At 74.0% G+C, this 25,496-nt stretch carries 20 protein-coding genes and 2 pseudogenes; 11 read left to right on the plus strand and 11 right to left on the minus strand.

All coding sequences use genetic code 11. The features are described from left to right. Positions 1 to 1,002, plus strand: a 1,002-nt coding sequence (locus AB0P03_RS34110; RefSeq protein ID WP_363632469.1) for a glycoside hydrolase family 15 protein, incomplete at its 5' end; no start/stop codon positions are given. Positions 1,003 to 1,194: 192 nt separating this feature from the next. After that, entirely contained in the window at positions 1,195 to 2,415 is a 1,221-nt protein-coding gene (locus AB0P03_RS34115; RefSeq protein WP_363587177.1) for a hypothetical protein, read from the plus strand. A 94-nt stretch (positions 2,416 to 2,509) separates the two neighbouring features. Here the strand turns inward: AB0P03_RS34115 and AB0P03_RS34120 are convergent, their stop codons facing one another. After that, positions 2,510 to 3,265 (minus strand): class I SAM-dependent methyltransferase, encoded by a 756-nt coding sequence (locus AB0P03_RS34120; RefSeq protein ID WP_363632471.1) that lies wholly within the window; start codon positions 3,263 to 3,265, stop codon positions 2,510 to 2,512. A 205-nt stretch (positions 3,266 to 3,470) separates the two neighbouring features. On the opposite strand from AB0P03_RS34120, the gene AB0P03_RS34125 reads away from it, so the two are divergent. The 3 genes from AB0P03_RS34125 (at position 3,471) to AB0P03_RS34135 (ending at position 6,727) form a co-directional block, all read left to right on the plus strand. Beyond that, positions 3,471 to 5,009, plus strand: coding sequence for an MFS transporter (locus tag AB0P03_RS34125; RefSeq protein ID WP_363587175.1), 1,539 nt, complete (start codon positions 3,471 to 3,473; stop codon positions 5,007 to 5,009). Positions 5,010 to 5,090: 81 nt separating this feature from the next. Further along, complete coding sequence (locus AB0P03_RS34130; protein WP_063345914.1) at positions 5,091 to 5,480, plus strand: SCO5389 family protein; 390 nt, start codon at positions 5,091 to 5,093, stop codon at positions 5,478 to 5,480. 209 nt (positions 5,481 to 5,689) lie between these two features. Beyond that, the gene (locus tag AB0P03_RS34135; protein ID WP_363587174.1) at positions 5,690 to 6,727 is read left to right on the plus strand and encodes an LLM class flavin-dependent oxidoreductase; all 1,038 of its coding nucleotides are present in this window, start codon (positions 5,690 to 5,692) and stop codon (positions 6,725 to 6,727) included. A 34-nt stretch (positions 6,728 to 6,761) separates the two neighbouring features. Here AB0P03_RS34135 and AB0P03_RS34140 read toward each other — a convergent pair whose 3' ends face one another. Then, a complete protein-coding gene (locus AB0P03_RS34140) occupies positions 6,762 to 7,208 on the minus strand; it encodes an Lrp/AsnC family transcriptional regulator (RefSeq protein ID WP_363587173.1) in 447 nt (148 codons plus the stop codon). 93 nt (positions 7,209 to 7,301) lie between these two features. Between AB0P03_RS34140 and AB0P03_RS34145 the strand changes: the two genes are divergently transcribed. From AB0P03_RS34145 to AB0P03_RS34155, 3 genes are all read left to right on the plus strand, one after another. After that, entirely contained in the window at positions 7,302 to 8,147 is an 846-nt protein-coding gene (locus tag AB0P03_RS34145) for a TIGR03619 family F420-dependent LLM class oxidoreductase (RefSeq protein WP_363587172.1), read from the plus strand. Further along, positions 8,144 to 8,584, plus strand: coding sequence for a nucleoside deaminase (locus AB0P03_RS34150; RefSeq protein WP_363632473.1), 441 nt, complete (start codon positions 8,144 to 8,146; stop codon positions 8,582 to 8,584). Before AB0P03_RS34145 ends, AB0P03_RS34150 begins: the two co-directional genes overlap by 4 nt. 92 nt (positions 8,585 to 8,676) lie before the next feature. Then, complete coding sequence (locus tag AB0P03_RS34155) at positions 8,677 to 9,684, plus strand: NADP-dependent oxidoreductase (protein WP_363632474.1); 1,008 nt, start codon at positions 8,677 to 8,679, stop codon at positions 9,682 to 9,684. A gap of 66 nt (positions 9,685 to 9,750) precedes the next feature. Here the strand turns inward: AB0P03_RS34155 and AB0P03_RS34160 are convergent, their stop codons facing one another. After that, positions 9,751 to 11,202 (minus strand): WGR domain-containing protein, encoded by a 1,452-nt coding sequence (locus AB0P03_RS34160; RefSeq protein WP_363632476.1) that lies wholly within the window; start codon positions 11,200 to 11,202, stop codon positions 9,751 to 9,753. Between the two features lie 304 nt (positions 11,203 to 11,506). Between AB0P03_RS34160 and AB0P03_RS34165 the strand changes: the two genes are divergently transcribed. Further along, complete coding sequence (locus tag AB0P03_RS34165) at positions 11,507 to 13,876, plus strand: lamin tail domain-containing protein (RefSeq protein WP_363632478.1); 2,370 nt, start codon at positions 11,507 to 11,509, stop codon at positions 13,874 to 13,876. Between the two features lie 63 nt (positions 13,877 to 13,939). On the opposite strand, the gene AB0P03_RS34170 is transcribed toward AB0P03_RS34165, so the two are convergent. The 3 genes and pseudogenes from AB0P03_RS34170 to AB0P03_RS34180 all read right to left on the minus strand — a co-directional run bounded on the left by AB0P03_RS34170 (position 13,940) and on the right by AB0P03_RS34180 (position 18,040). Beyond that, complete coding sequence (locus AB0P03_RS34170) at positions 13,940 to 16,144, minus strand: HEAT repeat domain-containing protein (RefSeq protein ID WP_363632480.1); 2,205 nt, start codon at positions 16,142 to 16,144, stop codon at positions 13,940 to 13,942. Positions 16,145 to 16,253: 109 nt separating this feature from the next. After that, positions 16,254 to 17,036, minus strand: a complete 783-nt coding sequence (locus AB0P03_RS34175) for a hypothetical protein (protein ID WP_363632482.1) — start codon at positions 17,034 to 17,036, stop codon at positions 16,254 to 16,256. Between the two features lie 72 nt (positions 17,037 to 17,108). Continuing rightward, positions 17,109 to 18,040: pseudogene (locus tag AB0P03_RS34180) on the minus strand (ATP-binding cassette domain-containing protein). 189 nt (positions 18,041 to 18,229) lie between these two features. Between AB0P03_RS34180 and AB0P03_RS34185 the strand changes: the two are divergent. Then, positions 18,230 to 19,438, plus strand: coding sequence for a histidine kinase (locus AB0P03_RS34185; RefSeq protein ID WP_363632484.1), 1,209 nt, complete (start codon positions 18,230 to 18,232; stop codon positions 19,436 to 19,438). 161 nt (positions 19,439 to 19,599) lie between these two features. Next, a pseudogene (locus tag AB0P03_RS34190) lies at positions 19,600 to 19,791 on the plus strand (helix-turn-helix transcriptional regulator); the annotation flags it as partial. A gap of 61 nt (positions 19,792 to 19,852) precedes the next feature. Here AB0P03_RS34190 and AB0P03_RS34195 read toward each other — a convergent pair. The 5 genes from AB0P03_RS34195 to AB0P03_RS34215 all read right to left on the minus strand — a co-directional run bounded on the left by AB0P03_RS34195 (position 19,853) and on the right by AB0P03_RS34215 (position 25,453). Continuing rightward, on the minus strand, positions 19,853 to 20,437 hold the full coding sequence (locus AB0P03_RS34195; RefSeq protein WP_363632486.1) for a Pycsar system effector family protein: 585 nt from the start codon (positions 20,435 to 20,437) through the stop codon (positions 19,853 to 19,855). Beyond that, complete coding sequence (locus tag AB0P03_RS34200) at positions 20,434 to 21,393, minus strand: hypothetical protein (RefSeq protein WP_363587161.1); 960 nt, start codon at positions 21,391 to 21,393, stop codon at positions 20,434 to 20,436. Before AB0P03_RS34200 ends, AB0P03_RS34195 begins: the two co-directional genes overlap by 4 nt. Further along, positions 21,390 to 23,594 (minus strand): hypothetical protein, encoded by a 2,205-nt coding sequence (locus AB0P03_RS34205; protein WP_363632488.1) that lies wholly within the window; start codon positions 23,592 to 23,594, stop codon positions 21,390 to 21,392. Before AB0P03_RS34205 ends, AB0P03_RS34200 begins: the two co-directional genes overlap by 4 nt. Further along, positions 23,591 to 24,604, minus strand: a complete 1,014-nt coding sequence (locus AB0P03_RS34210; protein ID WP_363632490.1) for a hypothetical protein — start codon at positions 24,602 to 24,604, stop codon at positions 23,591 to 23,593. The genes AB0P03_RS34205 and AB0P03_RS34210 overlap by 4 nt, the downstream gene beginning before the upstream one ends. 159 nt (positions 24,605 to 24,763) lie before the next feature. After that, entirely contained in the window at positions 24,764 to 25,453 is a 690-nt protein-coding gene (locus tag AB0P03_RS34215; RefSeq protein ID WP_363632491.1) for a Crp/Fnr family transcriptional regulator, read from the minus strand. Positions 25,454 to 25,496: the final 43 nt, after the last annotated feature.

Below are 25,496 nucleotides of genomic sequence, written 5' to 3' on the forward strand. Positions count from 1 at the left end.
AACTGGGACTACCGCTACACCTGGCTGCGCGACGCCGCGATCACCCTCTCCTCGCTGCTGCGCACCGGCTACCGCGACGAGGCCAAGGCCTGGCGCGAGTGGCTGCTGCGCGCCGTCGCCGGCGACCCGGAGAACCTCCAGATCATGTACGGCATCGCCGGTGAACGGGAGCTGGTGGAGACCGAACTCGATTGGCTGCCCGGCTACGAGGGCTCCCGCCCCGTCCGGATCGGCAACGGCGCCGCCGGGCAGCTCCAACTCGACGTCTACGGCGAGGTCGTCGAGGCCCTGCACCTCGCCCAGCACACCGGCCTGGCCCGCAACGACCACGCCCACCTGCTGCAACTGCGGCTGATCTCCTGGCTGGAGGAGCACTGGCAGGAGCCGGACGAGGGCATCTGGGAGGTCCGCGGCCCGCGCCGGCACTTCGTCCACTCCAAGGTGATGGCCTGGGTCGCCGTCGACCGGACGGTCCAACTGCTGGAGCAGACCGACTGCGAGGGGCCGCTGGAGCGCTGGCGCGCCCTGCGCGACACCATCCACGAGGACGTCTGCACCCACGGCTACGACCCGGAGCGCAACACCTTCACCCAGTCCTACGGCTCTCAGGAACTCGACGCCTCCCTGCTGCTCATCCCCCAGGTCGGCTTCCTGCCGCCGGACGACAAGCGCGTCATCGGCACCGTCGAGGCGATCCAGCGCGAACTGTCCACCGAGGACGGCTTCGTGCTGCGCTACCCCACCAGCGGCGGGGTGGACGGCCTGCCGGGCGACGAAGGCGCCTTCCTGGCCTGCTCGTTCTGGCTGGCCGACGCCCTGGCGATGATCGGCCGGACGGACGAGGCGCACCAGCTGTTCGACAAGCTGCTGTCCATCCGCAACGACCTCGGGCTCCTGGCGGAGGAGTGGGACCCGCGGCTCAAGCGCCAGGTCGGCAACTTCCCGCAGGCCTTCAGCCATGTGCCATTGATCGACACCGCGCTGCGCCTCGGCCGGGGCTGAGCCGGTCCGAAATTAATCGGCCACCCCCTTGCCGATGATGTGATCAAATGTGTAAGCACTGTGGCGCTCGACGCCACCGGGGAGGGACTGGTCTGACCATGTGGTCAGGCCCCGTTACACAGGAGACGTACCATCAACACCGCCATTCGCCGGGCCGCGCGCGGAACCGTTCCCGTCGCCGTCACCGCATCCGTGCTCGCCGCCGGCCTGGCCGCCTGCGGCACCGTCGAGCAGCTGTCCGCCGCGCAGAAGGTGTCCAAGGCCTTCACCAAGGTCGGCGAGGGCAAGGCCGCCGGCCTCACGTTCTCCGTGGACGCCACCCCCGAGCAGATCACCGCCTTCGGCGCGGCCACCGGCGACAAGGTCGATCCGAAGAGCGCCGACGCCGTGTCCGGGCTGAACTTCTCCGTCGCGATATCCGCCGACAAGCCGCTGAAGGACCTCGACACCTTCAAGAACGCGCAAAGCAGCGGTGCCGACAAGGACCTGACGCTCGACAAGTCGGTGCGCCTGTCCTACGTGCTCTCCGACCGGAAGGGCACCGCGCTGCTGGAGTACCGCCAGGTCGACGCCAAGGCGTTCCTGCGGGCCGACGCCAAGGGCCTGGTGAAGCTGGTCGGCGAGGACCCGTCGCAGGTCGACGCCATCAGCAGCGGCCTGCCCGCAGAACTGAAGCCGGTCAAGGACGTGCTGGCCGGCAAGTGGGTCTCCTTCGACCTCCAGAAGCTCGCCGACGACGCCAAGAAGTTCGACGGCGCCAAGGCCACCCCGAGCGCACAGCCCTCGCTGGACCCGGAGTCCGCCAAGCAGCTGACCAACTCCCTCAAGGACGTGCTGTCCCGCACCGTCACCTTCGAGGACAAGGGCAAGAAGGACGGCGCCGAGCACATCTGGATGAGCGCCCCGGGCCGCCAGCTGGCCGACGAACTGCTGAAGGCCCTCAAGCCGCTGGCCACCAAGCTCCCCCAGCAGTTCGGGAAGCTCCCCACCTCCGTCCCGAGCACCGTGCGCGAGGACAAGGTCGGCGCCGACCTCTACCTGAAGGACGGCAAGCTCTCCGCCGCCACCTTCGACCTCGCCCAGCTGGAGGCGAAGGCCGGACCGGGCGTCAACTTCCCGGTGAAGCTCGCCTTCAACCAGAACGCCCCGACCGTCGAGGCCCCCGCCGACGCCGTCGCGCTGACCAGCGACGACATCCAGAGCGCGATGCTCAGCCTCCTCACCTCCGGCGCCACCAGCGGGGGCAAGGGCGGCACCGCCCCGACCACCCCGGCGCTCACCCCCGGCAAGCCCCTGACCCCGGCCCAGGCCGAGGAGCTGAAGGGCCTCGGCCTGCCCCTGGAGCAGCAGCAGGTGTTCAGCAAGCTCGGTATGGGCTACGAGGACATGAAGAGCCTCGCCCAGGAGGGCTGATCCCCGCTTCTCCCCCACGGCGCCCGGCCGGCCGCGACAGCGGCGGGCCGGGCGCCGCTGTTCGACGTCACAGCCGGTGCCCCGGCCGCCCGGATCACCGGCGCGCGAGATGGACGGTGAGGTCGGCCGCGACCTCGACCGTCTCGGGCAGCACTCGCGCGATCGCGTCGAAGGCCTGCCGCCGCCTCGGCGGCGGCAGTTGGAGGTACGCCGAGATGGTCGACAGGTGGCCGAGGTAGTACGGGGCGCTCACGAGCAGGCGCCGCCGGATGACGGACTGCCGGACGTCACGGAACAGCCGGGACCGCTCCAACTCCGTTCCTGGCCACTGTAGTTCCTCCTCGGGGGCGGTCCCGTCCGGGGACGGGACGTCGTCGCTCTCCAGGAACGGCGCCCGGGCCGCCCGCACGGCCTCCTCGACGGCCGGGTCGGCCGGCTGGAACGGACCGCCGAAGTTGGCGAACACGCCGTCCGGCTCCAGCAGTTCGGCCACCCGCGACCACCGGCCCTCCGGGCGCGTCCAGTGCAGGGCCGCCGCCGCGTAGACCAGCCCGTACGTCCCGCCCGGCCGCAGGTCCTCGAACGCGGCCCGGACGGTCCGCACGTTGGGGGGCGCCGTCCTGCGCAGTTCGGCGAGCATGGCCGCGTCGGGCTCCGTCGCCGTGACGTCGACCCCGTGCCCGGCGAACAGCCGGGTCGCCTTTCCGGTGCCCGCACCGATCTCCAGGGCGGTCCGCACCGGCCGGCCCGCGTACGCCGTCACCGTGTCGAAGAGTTCGTCGGGATACCCCGGCCGGAAACGTTCGTAGGCTTCGGCGACCGCGCCGAAGCTCAGTGCACGAGCAGACATGCCGAGCATCCTGACACGACCGCGGCGGGCCGTGCCCCGGGTTTTCCGCCGCCGCACCACGCCCGGCGGAGTGGTGCGGGTCCGGAATCAGCCGGTTGTCGGTAATGAACGATTGTGTTCCCTATACCCCGGGGATACTGCCGGTGTCATTCGACGGACCCGCCCCCTCACCGTCATTCGCTCCCGAGTCATTGGGGGACCTGCCATGGTCACCTCGCGCGCCCTGGCCCCGGCGCCGCCCGCACCCGCGCGACGCGGCCAGCACCCGGGGACAGCCCTCACCGTCATCGCGGCCACCCAGCTCATGGTGGTCCTCGACGTCACGATCGTGAACATCGCCCTGCCGCACATCCAGCAGGCGCTGAGGTTCAACACCACCGACCTGTCCTGGGTCGTCAACGCCTACACCCTCGCCTTCGGCGGGCTCCTGCTGCTGGGCGGGCGGATGGGCGACATCCTCGGGCGCCGGCGCGTGTTCGTCGCCGGGGTCCTGATCTTCAGTCTCGCCTCACTGCTCGGCGGCGTCGCACAGTCCTCCGGCTGGCTGCTGGCCGCGCGCGCACTCCAGGGCCTGGGCGCGGCGATCGCCTCGCCGACCGCGCTCGCCCTGATCGCGACCAACTTCCCGGAGGGCCCGGCCCGCAACCGCGCCTTCGGCGTGTACTCGGCCGTCGCCGGGGCGGGTGGCGCCGTCGGCCTGCTCGCCGGCGGGATCCTGACCTCCTGGCTGTCCTGGCGGTGGGTGCTGTTCGTCAACGTGCCGATCGGCATCGCGATCGCGCTGCTGGCGCCGCTCTACATCAACGAGTCCGAACGGCACCCCGGACGCTTCGACCTGACCGGCGCGTTCGCCGCCACCGCGGGCATGGTCTCGCTGGTCTTCGGCTTCATCCGGGCCTCCGACCACGGCTGGACCGACCCCGTGACGCTCACCTCGTTCGGCCTCGCCGCGCTGCTGCTGGCGGCCTTCCTGTTCCACGAACGGCGGGCGCCGCAGCCGATCACCCCGCTGCACCTGTTCCGCGACCGCAACCGCTCCGGCGCCTACGGGCTGCTGCTCTGCGTGGCCGCGACCATGTTCAGCATCTTCTTCTTCATGACCCTGTTCGTGCAGGACGTCCTCGGGTTCAGCCCGCTGCGGGCCGGCCTCGCCTTCCTGCCGATCAGCGCCGCGAGCGTCGCCGCCGCCCAGTTCGCCGCCCGCACCCAGCTGCGGTACGGGCGCCGACCGTTCCTGGTGGTGGGCTCGCTGCTGGTGGCGGGCGGGACGTTCTGGTCCACCCGGCTCGACGCCCACAGCGGCTACCTGACCGGGGTCCTCGGCCCGACCCTGCTGTTCGGCCTCGGGATGGGCTCGATCTTCGTCCCGGCCACGCTGACGGTGGTCTCCCGGGTCGCCCCGCACGAGACCGGCGCGGCCACCGGCATGCTCAACACCACCCAGCAGGTGGGCGGCTCGCTGGGGCTGTCGATCCTGGTCACGGTCTACGGCGCGGCCGGCCGCAACGAGGCCGGCCGACAGGTCGGCACGTTCCTGCGGCAGGCCACCCCGCAGCAGGCGGCCCAGTTCCGGGCCACCGGAAAGCTGCCGGCGCCGTACTCCTCCGAGGTGCTGGCGCACGGCATCTCCAGGGCGTTCGACATGGGCCTGGCCTTCGCCGTGCTCGCGGCGCTGATCGCCCTGTTCGTCATCAGGACCGACCGGGAGGCGCCACCCGTCAGCCCTTCGGGGGACGGCACTTGACAGGGCCTCCGGACATCGCCGACAGTCCATCTTGCAATGGTTTTCATCTTCGATAACCAGACTCCGCGAAAGAGGACACCCATGTCGCTCGACGTCTCCCCCGCCCTCCTCGCCCAGGCCGAGCACGGCCGGGTCAACCAGGCCGACTTCCTCGACACCGTCCGCGCCTCCCTCCCCTACGCCTACCAGGTCGTCGCCGGGCTCAGCACCGAACTCAGCGCCACCGAGGACGAGTTCACCACCGACAACACCACGCCCACCGACGAGGAGCGCGCCCAGCTGCTGCGCGCGCTCGCCAGCAACGCCATCCGCGGCAGCCTGGAGGACCACTTCGGCGTCAAGCTCGCCTTCGTCAACTGCCACCGCGTCGGCGCCTTCCGCCCCGGCACCGAGGACGGCGACGCCTACCGCGAGTTCACCTCGCTGCACAACCAGATCCGCAACCAGAGCCCGGAGCTGCGCAGCTGCTGACCCTCCCGGACGCGCGGCGGGCCCCGTCGGGGGAGGGGGCTCGCCGCGCCCCGTACCGGGTCGATGTGGAGACGGGATTGCGCCGTGTTGCGCGCCGATGTCCGATCCCGCGCCGATCTTGTGGGGACGCGAGCCGCCTGCGTACGTTCGACGGGCACCACCCGCCCGGCCCTCCCGGGGCCGCCTCACACCACCCGGAGCCACCCACCATGCCGCCGACCCCACGACCGCTGCGGAAACTCGGCTTCCTGACCATCGGACTGTTCGACGAAGCCGACCCGCGCCGGGGCCACGAGTCCACCCTCGACCTCATCACCCTCGGCGAGCAGCTCGGCTTCGACAGCGCCTGGCTGCGCCACCGCCACCTCCAGTACGGGATCTCCTCCCCCGTCGCCGTGCTCGCCGCCGCCTCCCAGCGCACCAGCCGCATCCACCTCGGCACCGCCGTCACCCCGCTCGGCTGGGAGAACCCGCTGCGCCTCGCCGAGGACCTCGCCACCGTCGACATCCTGTCCGGTGGCCGCCTCAACCCCGGCTTCAGCGTCGGCCCGCCCACCCACTACGACCGGGTCCGCGGCACGCTCTACCCCGACACCGGCGAGCACGAGGACTTCGGGACCGGCCGCGCCGAGCGCCTCCTCGGCCTCGTCCGCGGCGAACCCGCCTCCGACTTCGCCGGCACCGAGGGCATCGAGGTGTACTCCCGCCGGGTCCAGCCGCACTCCCCCGGCCTCGCCTCCCGGCTCTGGTACGGCGCCGGCAGCCTGCGCTCCGCCCGCTGGGCCGGCGAGCACGGGCTCAACCTGCTCACCAGCAGCATCGTCAAGGCCGGGGAGCCCGGGGAGTCCGAGGACTTCGCCGAGATCCAGCGCACCCAGATCCGCGCCTTCCGCGCCCAGCACCCCGACGGCGAGCGCGCCCGCGTCTCCCAGGGCCTCGTCGTCATCCCCACCGACGGCGCCACCCCCGAACAGCGCGCCAAGTACCAGGCGTACGCCCTCGCCCGCACCCCGCGCACCCTCGCCCCGCAGGGCCCGGCCCGGATGGTGTTCGCGCCCGACCTGGTCGGCCCGTCCGAGGAGATCGCCGAGCGGCTGCACGCCCACGCCGGCTACCAGGAGGTCGACGAGGTCGCCTTCGCCCTGCCCTTCACCTTCGACCACCAGGACTACGTGCAGATCCTCACCGACCTCGCCACCCGCCTCGGCCCCGCCCTCGGCTGGCAGCCCTCGACCGGGCGCGGCTGACCCGGCGGCCTCGCGCGCAGCGGGGCACGGCGACTCAGGGCCGGGCGGGGCCGCGGGTGGGCAGCGTCTGGCTGTAGACGACGCTCGTGGTCGTGCTGCCGAAGCCGGCCAGCTCGTCCACGAGCGTCTCCAGATGCTCCATGGAGGTCGCGGCGACCTTGAGGGTGTAGCAGTCGTCGCCGGTGGTGCGCAGGCACTCCAGGAGCTCCCGGCGCTCGGCGAGCAGCCGGCGCAGCGGCTCGTGCCGGTTGCCCGGGTACTTCAGCCGGACGACGGCGAGCACGGGATAGCCGACCTTGGCCAGGTCGACCGCGGCGTGGTAGCCGGTGATGACGCCCAGCGCCTCCAGGTTCCGCACCCGTTCCGTGGTGGCGGACGAGCTGAGGTTCACCCGCCGCCCCAGCTCGCTGAGGGAGATCCGGGCCTCCCGTTGCAGCTGTCCGATGATCTGCCAGTCGACGTCGTCGAGATTCACGGCCATTCCGCGATTCTACCGGCAGAACCACGGCACAGGGCAGTGATCACCGGGATGGTTCGGTTCCGCCGGCCATGATCACCGGGATAGCCTCGGTCCATGCAACTTGGCGTCAACGTACCGAACTTCGGGCCCGGGACGGACCCCGGCGTGCTGCGTGAATGGGCGCGGACCGCGGAGGGGCTCGGCTTCGACCTCCTCATGCTGTCGGACCACGTGACCATCACCCCGGACGTGTCCGTGCGGTACCCGGAGCCGTTCTACGAGCCGTTCACCACGCTGTCCTGGCTGGCCGGCCTCACCACGGACCTGCGGCTGGGCACGAGCGTGCTGATCCTGCCCTACCGGCACCCGCTGCTGACGGCCCGGCTGGCCGCCAACCTCAGCCGGCTCAGCGGCGGCCGGTTCGTCCTCGGGGTGGGCGTCGGCTGGGCGCGGCAGGAGTTCGACGCGCTCGGCGTGCCGTTCGCCGCGCGCGGCCGGCTGACCGACGAGTACCTGGGCGTGCTGCGGGACGCCTGGCGTCCGGAGACTCCGGGGACGGGGACGGGGACGGGGACCGGGAGCCACGCCGCCCCGACGCCCGTCTGGGTCGGCGGCCACAGCGGGGCGGCGATCCGACGCGCGGTCAGGTTCGGCGACGCCTGGCACCCGCTGCGGCTGCCCCTGCCCCTGATGCGCTCGATCCTGGCGGAGCACTCGCTACCGGGGTTCTCCCCCCGCATCGCCCTGCGGATCACCGAGGCGCCGGTCGACGATCCCGAGCGGCCCGCCGGGGTCGGCACCGTCGAGCAGGTCCTCGACGACCTCGACCAGCTGCGGCTGCTCGGCGCGGACACCGTCGTCCTCGACCCCTACCACGGCGATCCGGAGGAGACCCGTCGGCCCCGCGCGGCCTGGCGGGCGCTCACCACCGTGGCCACCCAATGGAAGGCCCGCCCGTGATCACCCTGGCCGACGAAACCCTCCTGCGGCGCGCCGTCGCCCTCGCGGCCCGGGCGGTCGCCCTGGGCGACGCACCGTACGGCTCCCTGCTGGCCGGCCCGGACGGCGCGATCCTCGCCGAGGCACACAACACGGTGCGGCGCGACGACGACATCACGGCCCACCCGGAGCTGAAGCTCGCCCGCTGGGCGGCCCGCGAACTCGACCCGGACCTGGCCGCCCGCACCACCCTCTACACCAGCTGCCAGCCCTGCGGCATGTGCGCCGGCGGCATCGTCCGCTCCGGCCTCGGCCGGGTGGTCTTCGCGCTCTCCACCGAGCAACTCGTCGAACTCAACCCGCAGTCGGGCGCCTGGCCGACGGTGGCCCAGGACGGCCCGGCCCTGTTCGACGAGGCGCGCGCACCCCTCGACGCCTACTACCGGCCAGGCCGCTGACGTCGACGCGCCGGGCGGGCACTGGTCAGATGACTAAGCGCTTGCTTAGACTCGGGCGTCCAGTGCAGGCCCGCGCGCCCCCAGGAGACGCCATGACCGCGACCAACCGTCAGATCCGCCTCGCCCGCCGTCCGGTCGGGGAGGTGCGGGCGGAGGACTGGGCACACGGGTCGGAGCCGGTGCCGGCGGCCGGGCCCGGGCAGTTCGTGGGGCGGACGCGGTACGTGTCGCTGGACCCGGCGATGCGCGGGTGGCTGGACGACCGGCCGTCCTACCTGCCGCCGGTCGGGCTGGGCGAGGTGATGCGGGCCGGGTCCGTGGTCGAGGTCGTCGAGTCCGACCACCCGAAGTTCCGCGTCGGCGACCACGTGGTCGGCAGCTTCGGCGTCCAGGAGTACGTGGTCTCGGACGGCAAGGGCGCGCTGAAGGTCGACCCCGCGCTCGCGCCGCTGTCGACGTACCTCGGCGCGCTCGGCATGCCCGGGATGACCGCCTACTTCGGGCTGCTGGACGTCGGGGCGCTCAAGGAGGGCGAGACCGTGGTGGTCTCCGGCGCCGCCGGGGCCGTCGGCAGCCTGGTCGGGCAGATCGCCAGGATCAAGGGCTGCCGGGTGGTCGGCATCGCGGGCGGCCCCGAGAAGTGCGCGCTGCTCACCGGGGAACTGGGCTTCGACGCGGCGATCGACTACCACTCCGAGGACGTCCGCAAGGCGCTGCGCGACCACGCGCCCGACGGCATCGACGTGTACTTCGACAACGTCGGCGGGGACGTCCTGGACGCCGCGCTCACCCGGCTCGCGATGCACGCCCGGGTGGTGCTCTGCGGAGCGATCAGCCAGTACAACAACGAGACCGCCGTGCAGGGCCCGTCCAACTACCTGTCACTGCTGGTGCGGCGGGCCCGGATGGAGGGCTTCGTGGTGTTCGACTACGCACCCCGCTACCCGGAGGCGGCCCGGGAGCTCGCGGGCTGGATCGCGGACGGCCGGATCAAGGTCAAGGAGCACGTGGTGGAGGGGACGGTGGACGACTTCCCGGCGGTCCTCGGGATGCTCTTCCGCGGGGAGAACACCGGCAAGCTGGTGCTGCGGCTGAGCTGAACTCCGGCCTGAGCCGGGCCCGGTGCGGCGGCGACGGGACGTCCGCCGCCGCCGCACCGGGGGCGTTCAGAGCAGGCGCTTGATCTCGCCGCGCGCCCGGTAGAAGCCGCCCGAGGCGGACTCCCGCACCTCGGCGACCAGGTACCGCGCCCCGGCGACCCGGATGTCCTTCGGGAACTGCACCCGTCGGCCCGGGTCGAAGCCCGCCGACACCACCCGCACCCGCAGCCGGGCCCCGTCCTGCACGCACTCGACCTCGATCCCGCCGCCGGGCAGGCCGCCGGTGCCGACGACCACCGTCTCCAGGGCCGTGCCCGGCCGCACCGCCTCCCAGCCCGCGTCGAGCACCTCGGCGGTGGCCGGCAGCGTCCCGGCCTCGGCCGCCCGGACGGCCTGCTCGCTCGCGTCCAGGCAGGCGAGCGAGCCGTCGGTGGTCACCAGGTAGAGCCGGCCGTCCCGGTACTGCATGCTGTACGCGGAGCCGCAGCCGGTGGCAAGCTTCCACAGCCGGGTGCCGTCGGCGGCGAAGCAGTACACCGAGGAGTGGTTGTCCCCGGCGAAGACGTACTCGCCGTCCGGGGAGGCCGCGCAGGAGAACACGGCGGCGTCGCAGCGGTAGGCGGCGACCTCGGAGCCGTCCGACTTGCGCAGCCGGTGCACCCAGCCGCGCCCGGTGCCGGCGAACACCTCGTCGGCCTCCTGCCAGCCGAACAGCACCTCGCCCTTCGTCGCGGTGTGCCACACCTGGTCGCCGCCGCGCGCCGCGTAGCGGGCGACGCCGCGCGAGTGGCCGTGGTAGACGCCGTCCGCGTCGCAGCGCACCATCCAGCCGGAGCGGCCCTCGGCCTTGCGGCGCCACTGGAACTCGTCCTCGTGGTCGACGGTGGTCAGCCCGCCGCGTTCGTCGGCGACGCCCAGGACGCCGTCGTGGATGTCGAGCCAGAAGATGTCCACGTCCTCGGCTATCTCGTACGCCACCCGGGGGACCTTGCCGCCCAGGTCGTACACCTTGCCGTCGTCGCAGCCCGCGTAGATCCACCAGTCGTCGGCGACGATGCACTTGACGCCGTCCGGCAGGCCGAACCGGGCGGTGACCTCGCCGTCGTGGGTGAGGGTGTAGACGTCGCCGCGCTCGTTGCCGACCCAGGCGTGCTCCTCGCCGACGAAGACGCCGAAGGCCGGCGAGCCGGAGCGGAACCGCCACAGCAGCGGCGCCTGGTTCGCCGTCGAACGGGTGCTGACGAGCTGCCGCCTGGTCACCGCCCGGTGCTGGCGCACGCCCTGGACGGCCGGCGCGTAGCCCTTGCGGACCTTCTCGCCGATCTTCTTGGCCGCCGACGCGGCGGCCTTCTCGGCGCTCGGGAAGCCGGTGGACTTGGCCTGCCCCTCCTCGCCGATCCGCCCGTAGCGGACCGTCACCGTACTGCCGGCGAGCCGCACCTCGTAGAACTTGTGCGCGCTCCCCTCCTCCTCGGACAGTTCGAGGTAGGTGACCTGCTCTTCCACGGCGACGGACACGACGAAGTCCCCTTTCGGGTTCTCGGGCAACGGAGACGGGAGGCGGGGCGGGGCCTGTTCGCGGCCCCGCTCGCCGACAACCCCCAACCTAAGGCCCGGCACTGACAACGCGTCCCGCCGGGCTGCCCGGAACCCCGCCTCCCACTTGTCGCCTCACGAACCATTCTTCCGCCGTACATCTGGCCGTCGCCCGCCGCGCACGGTAGGGATCGGGTGGCGTTGCTAGAACCGCAGCGCCCGAACTTTCTTGTCCGTGCTCAGACCGCCGGGCCCACCAGCCCGAGCGGCCGTCAGGAGGAAGCTCATGCGGAGTACCCAGCGAGTCCGGCGCAGAGCGATGGCGGGGGCGTCCGCCGCAGCCGTGGTGGGGGCGCTGCTGGCGCTGCCCGGCGGCGTCGCCCAGGCGGCGTCACCCGACGTGGTGATCAGCCAGGTGTACGGCGGGGGTGGCAACTCCGGCGCCCCGTACGCCAACGACTTCATCGAGCTGTACAACCGCGGCACCGCGCCGGTGTCCGTGACCGGCTGGACGGTGCAGTACGCCTCGGCGGGCGGCACGTCCTGGGGGCGGACCACGCTGTCCGGCACGATCGCGCCGGGGCGTTTCCTCCTGGTGCAGGAGGCCGCCGGGGCCGGGACGGGAGCCGCGCTGCCGACGCCGGACGCGACCGGGACCCTCAACCTGGCCGCGACCTCCGGCAAGGTCGCGCTGGTCACCAACGGCACGGCGCTGACCTGCGGTTCGGGCTGCGCGACGCAGCCCGGGGTGAAGGACCTGGTCGGCTACGGGTCGGGCGCCAGCTCCGCCGAGGGCTCGCCGACCGGCAACCTGTCCAACGCCACCGCCGCCCTGCGCGTCGGCGGCGGCGCCACCGACACCGACAACAACGCGGCGGACTTCACCATCGGCGCCCCGACGCCGCGCAACTCCGCGTCCACCGGCGGCGGCACCACCACCGGCGCCCGAATACACGACATCCAGGGCGCGGCCCGCACCTCCCCGCTCGCCGGCAGCGCCGTGAGCGCGGTGCCCGGCGTGGTCACCGCCGTCGGGCCCAACGGCTTCTGGTACCAGGACCCGCAGCCCGACAACGACCCCGGCACCAGCGAGGGCGTCTACGTCTACACCGCCGGCGCGCCCACCGTCGCGGTCGGCGACTCCGTCACCGTGAGCGCCACCGTCAGCCAGTACCGCCCCGGCGGCAGCGGCGGCACCACCAACCTGTCGATCACCGAACTCACCGCGCCCAGCGTCACGGTGCTCGCCCACAACGCGCCGCTGCCCGCGCCCACCCTGGTCGGCCCCGGCGGGCGGGTGCCCCCGGCAGCGGTGACCTCCAGCGTCACCGGCGGGGACGTCGAGACCGCCGGGAACTACCAACCCGCCACCGACGGCATCGACTTCTGGGCCTCGCTGGAGGGCATGCGGGTCGAGATCGACAACGCGGCCGTGGTCGGTCCCAGCAACAAGTACGGCGAACTCCCCGTCGTGCCCCAGGGCAGCACCACCCGCACCAACCGGGGCGGCATCCTGCTCCAGGCGGGCGACGGCAACCCGGAGCGGGTGACCCTGGCGAACGCGCTCGCGCCCACCCCCGCCGCCAACGTCGGCGACACCCTGACCGGCGCGACCGTCGGCGTGCTCGACTACTCCTTCGGCAACTTCAAGCTCCAGGTCACCGCGACCCCGGCGGTCACCTCCGGCAACCTCGCCCCCGAGGTCACCGCCGCCCCGACGGCCGGCCAGCTCGCCGCCGCCACCTTCAACGTGGAGAACCTCTCCCCCGCCGACCCGCAGAGTAAGTTCGACGGCCTCGCGGCGGGCATCGTCACCAACCTGCGCTCGCCCGACCTCGTCGCCCTGGAGGAGATCCAGGACAACAGCGGCCCCACCGACGACGGCACCACCGCCCCCGACCAGACCCTCGCCAAGCTCACCGCCGCCATCTCGGCGGCCGGCGGCCCGGCCTACTCCTACCGCCAGATCGACCCGGTGGACGGCCAGGACGGCGGCCAGCCCGGCGGCAACATCCGCCAGGTGTTCCTGTTCCGCACCGACCGCGGCCTGAGCTTCACCGACCGCCCCGGCGCCGGCTCCACCACCGCCGACTCGGTGGTCAACAACGGCGGCACGCCCCAACTCGCCTACTCCCCCGGCCGGATCGACCCGACCAACACGGCGTTCAACTCCAGCCGCAAGCCGCTCGCCGGCGAGTTCCGCTGGAACGGCAAGCCGGTCTTCGTGATCGCCAACCACTTCAACTCCAAGGGCGGCGACCAGCCCCTGTTCGGCCGCTACCAGCCGCCCGCGCACCCGTCCGAGACCCAGCGCCACAACCAGGCGACGGCGGTGAAGAACTTCACCGACCAGATCCTGGCGGTGGACCCGAACGCGGCGGTCATCGTGCTCGGCGACCTCAACGACTTCGAGTTCTCGCAGACCGCCGACATCCTCACCGCCGGCGGCTCGCTGACCGACCTGCCGCGCACCCTGCCGCTGCCCGAGCGCTACACCTACGTGTACGAGGGCAACTCCCAGGTGCTGGACCACATCCTCATCTCCGGCGCGCTGGCGGCGAAGCCGTACAGCTACGACATCGTGCACATCAACAGCGAGTTCAGCACCCAGCTGAGCGACCACGACCCGCAGGTCGTGCGGATCCCGCTGCCCTGACGCACGACACCGGCGCGGTGCCGGCCTCCCGCCGGACGGGGAGGCCGGCACCGCGTTCGCCGTTCAGCCTCCGGCCACGGCGGCCAGCAGGGCGCGCAGGGCCTCGTCGTCACGGATGCCGGCGCCCGCGGAGCAGCCCCCGACGATCCGGCGGTCGCGCCCGGCGAGGCCCGCGAGGCGGCGGCGCTGACCGTCGTCCAGGGCGGTGGTGCCCAGGGCCGCCAGGGCCTCGCCCGCGCCCCGGAGGTCCGACTCGGTCTCGGCCGCACACAGGGCGGCCTCGGCCAGACGGCCGCGGTCGAGGGCGGCGCCGTCGGCCACCGCGAGGAGGGCCAGCACGGCGGCCGGGGCCTTCACCCGGTCGGCGAGCAGCCCGTCGAGCCTGGCGGTGAGCGGGCGGGCGGCCGGCCCGAGGAGGGCGGCGACGCGGGCCGCGCGGACGGCCGTCCGATCGAACCACGCCCCGTCATCGGCGCGCCGCAGGACGCCGTCCAGGATCGGGAGGACCTCGGCCGCGTCCCCGGTGATCCGCCACAGCGCGTCGGCCACCGCCAGGTCGGCCTCCAGCACCGGGGAAGTGTCGGGCACCGGAGAGGTGTCGGGCACCGGGGAAGTGTCGGGCACCGGGGAAGTGTCGGGCACCGGGGAAGTGTCGGGCGCGCCTCCGGCGCTGAGCGCGGCGCGCAGGGCGGGGGCCAGCGAGAGGGCCTCGGCGCCCAGGCCTGCGGCGGCCCGGGCGGCCTCGGCGACCGCGTACGGGCCGGCCGCGAGCCGGTCGGCGAGTGCCCCGAGCAGCGTCTCGGGATCACCGGTGAGGTCGTACAGCGCCCGGGCCGCCGCGACGGAACCGGGCACCTCCCGCAGCGCGGCGGCAGCGCGGTCACGCTCCGCCGCCGGGCCGTCCACCGCGACGGCCGCGACGGCGTCCGCCGCCTCCGGGCGGTGCGGCAGCGCCGCGCACAGCTCGGGCAGGGCCGGGGCAGCCGCGCGACCCCACTGGCGCACCAGGCGGAACAGCTGGTGGTGCTCGTTTCCGCCGAGCTGCTCGGCCGTCAGCCGGACGCGGACGGCGGCGAGCAGCTCGGGGTCGAAGGGGAACGGCGCGTCGGCAGGGGCCCGTTGGCCGGCGGCGGCCTCCAGCGCGCGCGGGCGCCGGCCCAGCGCACGGGCGAGCAGCGGGGCCGCCGTCCGGGGCGCGATCAGGACGAGCGCGGCCAGGGCCTGGTCGGCGGGCCCGTCCTCGGCCTGCGCGGCCCGGGCGGCCAGCGCCGGGGCGGCCTCGGCGGCGGCCGGGCCGAGGTTGCCGAGCAGGTGCACCACGTCGGGGACGGCGACGAGCCGGGCGAGCGCCGGGAGCAGCCGCCGGGGCGCGCTGCCGGACAGCTGGCAGGCGTGGTCGGCCGCCCAGACGGCCTCGGCCCGCACCTCCGGGCGCTCGTCGCGCAGGGCCCGGTCGAGCAGGGCGTAGGCGGCGTCGCGGTCGGCGGGCGTCTCGCGCAGCAGCAGTTCCTCGGTGATCGCGCGCAACGGCTCCCGGCGGTCCAGGTCGTACCGGTCGGCGGCGACCGGGTCGGCGGGCAGCAGGGCGAGGACGGCGGCGTGGTGGGCGCCGGTCCACGGCTCGCCCGCGTCCAACCCGGCGAGGACGGCGGCCAGGCGCAGCGGCGCCGGCGTGTCCTCGCCCAGCAGCGGCCCGGCCTCGGCGGCGGCTGCGGACCGGTCCAACCGGCCGAGGGCGGTGAGCAGTTCACCGCGGACGACGGGGTCGGTCTCGCTCGCCCAGCGGCGGCGCAGCGCGGGCAGGGCGGGCTCGACGGCCCTGGTCTGGCCGACGGCCCAGGCTGTGGCCTGCCGGACGGCGGCGCTCCCGTCCGCCAGCAGCGGCAGCAGCAGCGGGAGCTGGCCGACGACGGCGGCCCGGACGGGAGCGGGCGGGCCCTCCCCGCCGCCCTCCCGCTCCCCGTCCCGCGCTCCGCCCCACTCGCCCTCGCTCTCGGCCAACCCGCCGAGCAGGCCCAGGACTTCGACCGTCCCGCAGCCGGCCGCCGCGATCCGGGCCAGATAGGGGACGGCGTCCGCGCTGGCGGTGTACACCGAGCCCTGGTGGAGGATGCACGAGTAGAGCTCGGCGAGCGCCTCGTCGGCCTGCTCGCCGCCGGCGACGAGCGCGCGCAGCAGGCCGGGCAGGTCTTCGGCGGGTCCGTAGGCGTGCGAGACGGACGCCCAGGGGTGGGCGTCGAGTCCGTCGAGGGCGCGGGCAATGTCCATGGGCGGATCATCGCAGCCGCCACCGACAGCGCTCGGGCGTCCCGCAGTGCTCAGGCCTCCCGGCGGGTCAGGCGTCCCGGCGGGAGGGTCAGGCGTCCCGGCGGGAGGGTCAGGCGTCCCGGCGGGTCAGGCTGAGGGCGGCCAGGGTGAGGGCGACGGCGAGGTAGCCGGCGAGGGTGGCCAGGCAGCCGGCCGCGCCGAGCCGGTCGGTGCCGCCCACGGAGGCGACGGTGCTGCCCAGGCCCTCGAAGACGCTCTGCAGGCCGAACCGGGTGGCGCCGTCACCGAGCGGCGCCAGCAGCATCGGCGAGAGGAAGAACAGGCCGAACAGCACGGCGACGGCGCCCGCGGTGTGGCGCACCAGGAAGCCGAGCGCCAGGCCGAGCAGGGCGAAGACGGACAGGAACACGCCGCAGCCGACGACCGCGCGCGCCACGCCCGGGTCGCCGAGCGACACCGCCAGGTGCTTCCCGGCCAGGGCCCGTCGGCCGAGCAGGAAGGTCAGGAACGCCAGCAACTGCCCGAGCAGCGCCGACGCCCCGCCGACCACCAGCGCCTTGGCCGCGAGCACCTGGCCCCGCCGGGGCACGGCGGCCAGGGTGCTGCGGATCTGGCCGGTGGTGTACTCGCTGGAGGCGGCCAGGGTGCCCAGCGTGCCGATCGCCAGGACGGCGACGTAGAAGCCGCCGGAGAAGCCGTAGCGGACGGGGTCGAAGCGCTCGCGCTGGACGGCCGTCCAGACGTCCCAGTTGTCGGCGGCGCTGCCGTAGTCGATCAGGCCGATGAACAGGGCGGCGGCGAGCGCGACGACGGCGGTGAGCGGGGTCGCGCGGACGCTGCGCAGCTTGACCCACTCTCCGGCCAGCGCGCCTCGGGTGGTGGGGGCGGTCATGCGGTCCTCTTTCCGGACGTACTGGCGGGGGCGGTCATGTGGTCCTCTTTCCGGACGTAGTGGTGGTGGCCGTCATGCGGTCCGCCTTCCGGACGTACCGGTGGTGGCGCGGTAGTCGACGGCCTCCCCGGTGGCGTCCAGGAACGCCTGCTCCAACGAGGCCTGCCGGACGGTGAGTTCGTGGACGCCGAGGCCGTGCGCGGCGGCCAGCTCGCCGATCGCCGCCGGTTCCAGGCCGCCGACGGCCAGTGCCCCGCCGGACTCCTCGGTGACCGGGGCGGCTCCGGGGGCGCGCAGCAGTCGGGCCAGTTCGGCCGGCCGGGCGCAGCGGACCAGGACGTCGGTGCGCGCGTTCTCGGCGAGGAAGTCGGCGGTGGGGCGGTCCGCGACGAGCCGGCCGCGCCCGATGATCACCAGGTGGTCGGCGGTGGCGGCCGTCTCGCTCATCAGGTGCGAGGAGAGCAGGACGGTCCGGCCCTCGGCGGCCAGGCCGCGCAGCAGGGTGCGGATCCAGTGCACGCCCTCCGGGTCGAGCCCGTTGACCGGTTCGTCGAGCAGCAGGACGGGCGGGTCGCCGAGCAGGGCGGCGGCGATGCCGAGGCGTTGCTTCATGCCGAGGGAGAACCGCCCGGCCTTGCGGCGGGCCGCCTGTTCCAGGCCGGTGCGGGCCAGCACCTCGCGGACCCGGGCCGGCCCGATGCCGTTGGTGACGGCGATGCCGAGCAGGTGGTGGTAGGCGGAGCGGGCAGGGTGGACGGCGCCGGCGTCGAGCAGCGCCCCGACTTCCCGCAGCGGGTGGCGCAGGGCGCGTACGGCCGGCCGTTGACGGTCGCTCGCCCGCTGGTCGGGGCGTCCAGGCCGAGGATCATCCGCAGCGTGGTGGACTTGCCCGAGCCGTTCGGCCCGAGGAAGCCGGTGACCTGTCCCGGCCGGACCGTGAAGGTCAGCCCGTCCACGGCGACGGCGCCGCCGTAGCGCTTGGTGAGGTCGCGTACCTCGATCATCGTGGTGCCTTTCCGGGTCTCCTGGTCGGCCGAGGGGGCCGACGCGGGCTCCACGCTCCCGCCCCGGGCCCGGGGCGGGGCGTCCCGCCGTGGGCGGAAATCACGGCGTTCGGCGGGGGCCGGCCTCTGCCCGTGGTCGTAGGCCCACGGGGCGATGCCGGGCGCGGGGGCCGCCGCTAGCCTGGGGAAATGCCCAGTGCTCCGCATCCGCCGGTGACCAGGAGGCTGCGCCCGGGCCACTGGGTCGCGGTCGACCTGACGGTCTCGCTGGCCCTGACCGTGCTCACCTGGTTCCGGGTGCTGGACGCCTACCGGGTGTTCGACCCGCACCACCGCGGCTACCCGAAGCCGACGTCGGCGGAGCTGGTGACGGTGCTGGTGTGTGTGGTGGCGGTGGGCGCGACCGCCGGGCTGCGCCGGCTCGCGCCGACGGCTGCGGTCGGGGTGGTGTTCGCCGCCTGGGCAGTGGTGGTCGCGGTGGCCGGGCAGCTGACGATCGCCAACCTGGCCGGGTTCCTGGTGGTGGTCGCGGCGGCGATGGTCGTCTACCTGGTCGCGGCCGCCGGGCCGATGCGGCTGGGTCTCACCGTCCTGGCGTTCGGCCTGGTCGGGGCCGGGCTGAGCCGGTTCGGGTCGCGGGAGCTGTGGAACAACCTCGTGCTGTCCGCGCTGGGGGTCGTCACCGCGTGGGCGCTCGGCTGCGCGGTGGCCCGCTACCGGGCGTACGGCGCCGAGTTGCGCCGACACCAGGTCGACCTGGCCACGGCGGAGCTGGCCGAGGAGCGGATTCGGCTGGCCCGGGAGCTGCACGACGTGATCGCGCACAGCATGAGCGTGGTCAACGTCCAGGCCGGGTACGGTCGTTTCGTGATCGGGCGGGATCCGGCGCAGGCCGAGCAGGCGCTGGCCGCGATCCAGGCGGTGAGCCGGGACGCGATGGTCGAGATGCGCGGCCTGCTGACCGTCCTGCGCGGCGCCGACGGGGCCGGGCTCGCGCCCGCGCCCCGGCTGGCCGATCTGGACCGGCTGGTGGCGAGCAGCGCCGAGGCCCGGGTGCGGGTGGAACTACGGGTCGGCGGCGTGGTCCGGGAGCTGTCCGACGGGGTCGAGCTGTCCGCGTTCCGGATCGTCCAGGAGGCGCTGACCAACGTGGTGAAGCACGCGCACACGGCCGAGGCGCGGGTCGCCGTGGAGTTCGAGGAGGAGGCGCTGGTGCTGGAGGTGAGCGACGCCGGGCGCGGCGGGCCGGTCGGGGTCGGCGGGCACGGACTGGCGGGGATGGCCGAGCGGGTCGGGCTGTACGAGGGCCGGTTGGAGGTCGGGCCGCTGCCGGGCGGCGGGTTCCGGGTGCGTGCCGTGCTGCCGCTGGCCGACCCGGGCGGGCGGGAGACCTCATGACGGGAGACGTCGTGACCGGGGCGCCCGTCGGCCCGCCGATCCGGGTCGTGGTGGCCGACGACCAGACCCTGGTGCGGGCGGGTCTGGCCGGGATCGTGGCCGCCGCCGAGCCGGCGAGCGCCGCGCCCGGCGGCGGCGAGCGGGAGCGGGTCCTGCGCGCCGTCACCGGGCGGGAGTTGGAGGTGCTGACGCTGATCGGTCGCGGGTTGACCAACGCCGAGATCGCCGAGCAGCTGTCCGTCAGCACCGGCACGGTCAAGACGCACGTCGGCCACCTGCTGGCCAAGCTCGCCGCCCGGGATCGCGTGCACCTGGTGATCACCGCCTACCGCGCAGCCCTCGTCGAATCCTGACGGCCGCCCGCCCCAGGAGCCCTGGGACGGGCCGTGGACGGGACCGCGCCTCAGACCGGCCTCAGACCGGCCGGAGGGTCAGTGCGAACTGGGGCAGCGCGAGGAGCAGCACGGCGGTACCGGCCTCGATCCAGCGGTACTTCGCCCGGATGATCGCACTGGTCCCGGCCAGCGAGGACAACAGCGCCCCCACCGGATCACGGCCCCCGAGCTCGAAGACACGGCGCAGCCGGTCCACCCCGGCACCCGGCGCGATGTGCCCGAAGTAGGCCGGGCTGGCCGGGGCCTGCCGCTCGCCCTTCCGGTACCGGGGAACGAGGGCGGCCACGAAGCAGGCGACGGCCAGCAGCGCGCTCGCCACCGCGCTCCACCACAGGAACGGCACCGCCCAGTCCCGGGGCCCGGATCCGCCGCCGCTCCCGCCCCCGCCCCCGCCCAGCGGGATGAACACCCCGAGGACCGCGCCGGTGAACGCCAGGAACACGGCGGCCTTGGCGTCGGCCCGGGTGAGCTCCATGCTGTTGGCGGCCACCAGGCGCTCGATCGCCGCCACCGCCGACGGGCTCGGGGCGGCGTCCGAGGCGGCGGTAGAGGCGGCGGTCGGTGCGGTCGGCGCCCGGCCGCCGGGTATGCCGGCGGCGGTCACACCGGGCTCCCGTTCGCCACGCCGCCCGCCCAGCCGTTGGCCTGCGAGCGGATCTTGACGAACTCCGGCCCGGTGCCCTGCGGCCCGGGGCCCGGCACCCGCCGTCCGAGCGCGATGAGGCGGTCGCGCAGCATCCGGGACAGCTCCTGCCTCTCCTGCTCGCTCAACTTGCCGAGCATGAGAGCCAGTTGGTCCTGCCAGGTGGTCTCACCCCGGAGCAGTTCGGCATGGCCGACCGCCCAGTCCAGGACCTCCCGGACCTGGTCCGGGTGTCTGGCCAGCCAGAGTGCCGCGAGCGACACCGGGCCCTCCTGAACGGCCCGGCGGCAGAACGCGTACTCGTCCTCGCTCTTGTCCATCCAGTTGTAGGGCACGTCGGCCCCGTCCGGTTCCCCGAGCCGCAGTTCGGCGTCGTGCTCCCGGGCGGACACGTCCGTGACGCGGTAGCCGAGGCCGCAGTGCGGCAGGAGGTGGGGCGTCGCGAGGTAGTGCATCAGCTCGGCCTCGGTCAGCCCGTGCCCGGCGGTGGCGAACTGCTCCTTGAGCTGGCGCAGACGCTGTTCCAGATCCTTGCGGACCGGCAGCCAGCCCCGCACGGTCCGCGCCCGCACGACGTTCACGGCGTCGTGCACCCACCACAGGACGTGGACGTCCACCGACTTCGTGCCGTACGGGGTCGACAGGCCGACCGCCCGGGTCCCGGACCGCTCGTCCAGCTCGACCAGGTACGCCTCGTCGAATCCGCGCAGGCCCGCCCGGACGGCCACCGGGCCCTCCAGGTCCGGGTCCTCGTCGGCGCGGGCGCGGCGGCGGTGGCCCACCTGGTGGTAGAGCCCGTCCCGGTCCAGCAGGACGAGCGCGCGGTCGCGCCGCCCGGACCAGCGGTGGCGCAGGATCTCCCGCCACGGCGCCTGGGTCGCGCGGGCGTAGACGGGCGGGTCGCTGTCGGCGGTCATCGGGCTCCTCCATCGGCAGGGGCGGGCCGGTACGGCTGCGGTTCGCCCCGGCGCCAGGCGTCCAGGGCGTGCTGGGCGATGTGCCGTCCGGCCAGGTCGGGGTTGTCGTCGCCGTCGATCTCGACGAACAGGCGCATTTCACCGAGGCTCATCTCCTGGGCGAGCGCGGTCAGCAGCGTTTCCACGGCGGCGCGCAGAGGTTCGTTCCAGACCGCCGAAGCGCACCAGGAGAGCAGTGCGCTGCGGGTCTCGCCGAAGAGGTCGTCGTCGTTGAGCGAGAGCCGGATGAAGGTGATCACGGTGTCGGTGAACTCGCCGACGGTGATCAACTGGGCCTGGAACCAGGCGCGGTCCCACAGCAGTCGGGGGAAGGTCCGGAGCGCGAGTTCGGCCCCGCGCCCCGGGCGGTCCGTCCAGTCCATCAATTCGCGCAGGACGACCGGCTGGTTACCTGAGGCGAAGAGCTCCCACAACGCCGCGTCGACGGCTGTGGCGACCGCCCTCTCGTCCCCCTCCCGCCCCCGGTAGCACCCCCGCAGCAGCGACAGCGCGAGCTCCGGGCGGGACGTCCCGAATTCCTCGCCGCAGGCGTAGGCGACCGTGGACCGCGCCTGCCAGCCGACCTCGTGGCTCCAGTTCCTCAGGCGGTACTTGACCTCTCCGGCCAGCACCGGGTCCAGCGCCGCGATGCCCAGCGCGAACGCGGCGGTGCGGCGGCTGCGTTGACGGTCGGACCGGGCCAGCTTGACGATGTCGCGCAGGGCGCGCCGGCCGCCGCCCCAGCCGGCGGCCAGTCCCATCACCCGGCCCAGGGGCGCGGCCAGTTCGGGGTCCGTACCCGGGACGGCGTCCATCCACTCGGTCAGCAGCCCGGACAGCTCGCCGTACTGCCGCCAGACGTGCCGCAGCACCGTCTCGGCCTGGCGGTGCCGGGTGAAGCGCACCGGTTCCACCGTGTAGGTGTAGCGGGAGGTCGCCCGGATCTCGCCGGGCGCGCACTCGGCGCGGACGGTCGCCAGGAGTTCGTCCAGTGACCGCCGGAAGACGAACCGCGGGTTCGGGCGGGGGGCCTCCCGGCTCACCCCACCGGTCTGGCCGTCGTCGCCGCCCGTCGGCAGGACGGCGTCGAGACGGCCGTCGGCCAGCTTGAGCAGGCGGTCGGCCTCGTCCCGGACGATCCGGTGGTCGAGTCCTTCGAAGACGCTGGTCGCCAGCAGAAAGGCGAGTCCGTCCGGGTCGTCGCGCAACTTCTTCAGCAGGTCGGGGACTTCCTTCTCGGCGAGGAAGCTGAGCCGCCTGCGGAGATCGGCGAGGTCGGGGCCCTCGTCGCCGGCCCTGGCCACCTCGGCGACCAGTTCGGCGACCTGGGCGGGGACCAGTTCCGACGCCAGGAGGTCGTCCAGCCCCGGCCGCAGCCGCTCCAGCAGGTGTCGGCGCCGGTCGGGGTCGGGGACGGCGGCCTCCAGACGGGCCTCGAAGACCGCGCCGGGCGGCGGGGGCACGCAGCGCACCGGGGTGAGGTCCAGGTCGCGGGCGAGGCTGCGGAGCAGGTCCGGGTCGTGCGGCAGCATGACCACCATGCGCGCGTTCGCGTCCGCCAGCAGGCGGCGGAGGTTCGCGACCACCGCCGGGCCGAGCTGGAGGGTGGGCAGCAGGCCGTGCACCAGGTACCCGCGGGCCTCGGCGTCGCGGGGGCGCCAGGTGGACAGGTCCTCGTCGCTGTCGAGCGCGCGCAGCTTCGTGCTGTGCCCGCTGTGCTGGAACAGCAGGTTGAGGGCCGCGGTGCGGCGCCCGGTACCGGGCTCGCCCGCCAGGAACAGCAGGCCGGTGTCCAACTGCCGCAGTGCCGACGGGAACCACTCGGGCCGGGCGAAGCCGGCCCGCGCGTCCAGGATCTCCAGTGCGGAGATCGGACCTTCGTGCGCCTCCACGTGCGGGCCCCCCGGGGCGGACGTCGCGCCGGCGTTCTCGACGCGCTGGTCCCCGTGCACCGCGCCGGTGTTGATGTTGCCGTTCGGGGCGTAGATGACATAGCGCCGGTCGGGGAAGTCCCGGTCGAGGTCGGCCAAGTCGTCGGTGTCGTCCGGGTCCGGATATCCGGACGCGGTCTCGTCCCGGTCGGGCGTCGGGTCGCCGGGGCGGTCGCCGGACGGGCCGCCGCCGGACGCGCCATCGGCGGAGGCCCGGTCCTCGGCGCTCACCGGCGGCGCTCCTTCTTGTCACCGTGGAAGGTGTCGCCCTGGTTGCCGTGGACCGTACCGGCCTTGTGGCCCGCCACGTAGTCGCCCCCGAAGGAGTCGCCACGCACGAAGTCGCGCCCGGCGTAGTCGCCGCGCACCTTGGTGACCTGCTGGCCGCCCTCCACGTTGGTGACGTGCTGGCCGCCGTGCACCGTGCCGCCGCCGTTGACGTTTCCGCGGTCGGCCCGGTAGCTCACCGGCCCGCTCCCCACGCGGCCACCGTCCGCCTGCCCGGCCGCCGGCTCCGCCGCGGCCTGCGCCCGCTCGTGCTCCCCGACCACGGCGTCGCCCAGGATGCGGCGGTCGTAGAGGTTGCCCGAGGGCGCGGGTACGTACAGCCAGGCCCGCTGGTCGAACCGCTTGCCCTCGACGGTGGCCGGCACCTCGATGAAGTGGTCGGGGTGGCGGCCGGTGAATCCGCCCGCCACCGCGTCGTCGTAGCAGCGGTCGGACAGGATGGCGGCGACCTGGGTGATGCTCTCGTTGGAGGCGGCCAGCATGGCCTTCACCGGGCGGGAGTCGAGCAGGCGGTGGGTGTCGTTGCGGGGCGTGCCGTTGCCGTCGAACTCGCCGCCGGAGTCGGGCAGCGGCCCGATGTGGAGGCTGACCCGCAGCCGGATCCGCACCGTCCCGACCGAGTTCACGTTGAACTCGGTGAGCACCTCCTGGAGGGTGTGCAGCCACGGGTGGATCAGGAACGGCATCCATGCCGGGTCGAAGCCGAAGACGTAGCCGTCGCCGGTGGAGGCGGGGAACCGGCGACCGTGCCAGACCTCGGCGAGCCCGGCGCGCTCGAAGGACCACTGGAGGACCTGCAGGACGGCCTGGCTGATCATGCCGTGCTCGATGGCCGGGTAGCCGGTGAAGTCCTTGGCGTCGACGGCCACGATGCCCCGGTACGGCGGCAGCTGGCGGCTCCGGCTGTAGGGCAGGGCGCTGGCCTCGGGCATCGGCTGGTCGGACTGCGACATCTGTGCTCCTTGTGGTTCCGGTGCGGACCGTGTGCCCCAAGCTTCGCGAGCGCGCGCCGTGCGGTGTGCTCGCTCAGTGCGGAAACCTGGTGACGCCCGTCACACGAACTGACGTGGCATCAGTCGTGCGGCGGACCTTCCGAACGGACCGGCGCCGCGTCAGTCACGCGCCCCGTGGGCCACCCGCCGGAGCGCGGACAGGTCGCCGATGACGATGGACTTCCGTCCGGCGTGGACCTGGTCGGAGCCGAGTTCGGCCAGGCCCGCGGTGACGGTGTTCCGGGACACCCCGAGGTGCTGGGCCAGTTCGTCGCGGGTCAGGGCGAGTTCCGTGCGCCGCCCCGGCGGCCCCGCCGGGTCCGCGGAGACGTCGGCCAGGGTGGCCAGGGCGCCCGCCAGCCGGGCCACGATGTCGCCGCCGCTGCGGGCGAGGTCCGACTCCCGCAGCCTGCCGATGGCGTAGCGGACCATCACCGGGAACAGGTCCCGGTCCGTGACGAACCGCAGGAACGCGGCCTTGGCGAGGACCGCGACCGTACAGTCCGAGATCGCCTGGACGCTCGCCGAACGGACCCCGTCGTCCAGCACGGCCACCTCGCCGAGCAGTTCACCGGGGCCGCGGAACGCCAGCAGTCTGACGTCTCCGGTGCGCTCCCGCCGGGTCACCTTCGCCACCCCGCTCAGCAGGGCGAGCACGTGCGTTCCGGGCTCCGCCTGGCGCAGCAGGGTGGCGCCGATCGGATGCCGGCGCTCGAAGGCCTCCGCCAGCATGCTGTTCCAGCTCGCTTCGCCCATGAGTCGGCGCAGGGTCTGACCCAGGGGGTCCGCCGTTCGGCCGTGATCGTTCATGCGCTGACCTTAGGAGGCGCCACGGCGGGTGCGCAGACGGATG

The organism is Kitasatospora sp. NPDC088779 (genome assembly GCF_040685395.1).
Taxonomy (GTDB): Bacteria; Actinomycetota; Actinomycetes; order Streptomycetales; family Streptomycetaceae; genus Kitasatospora.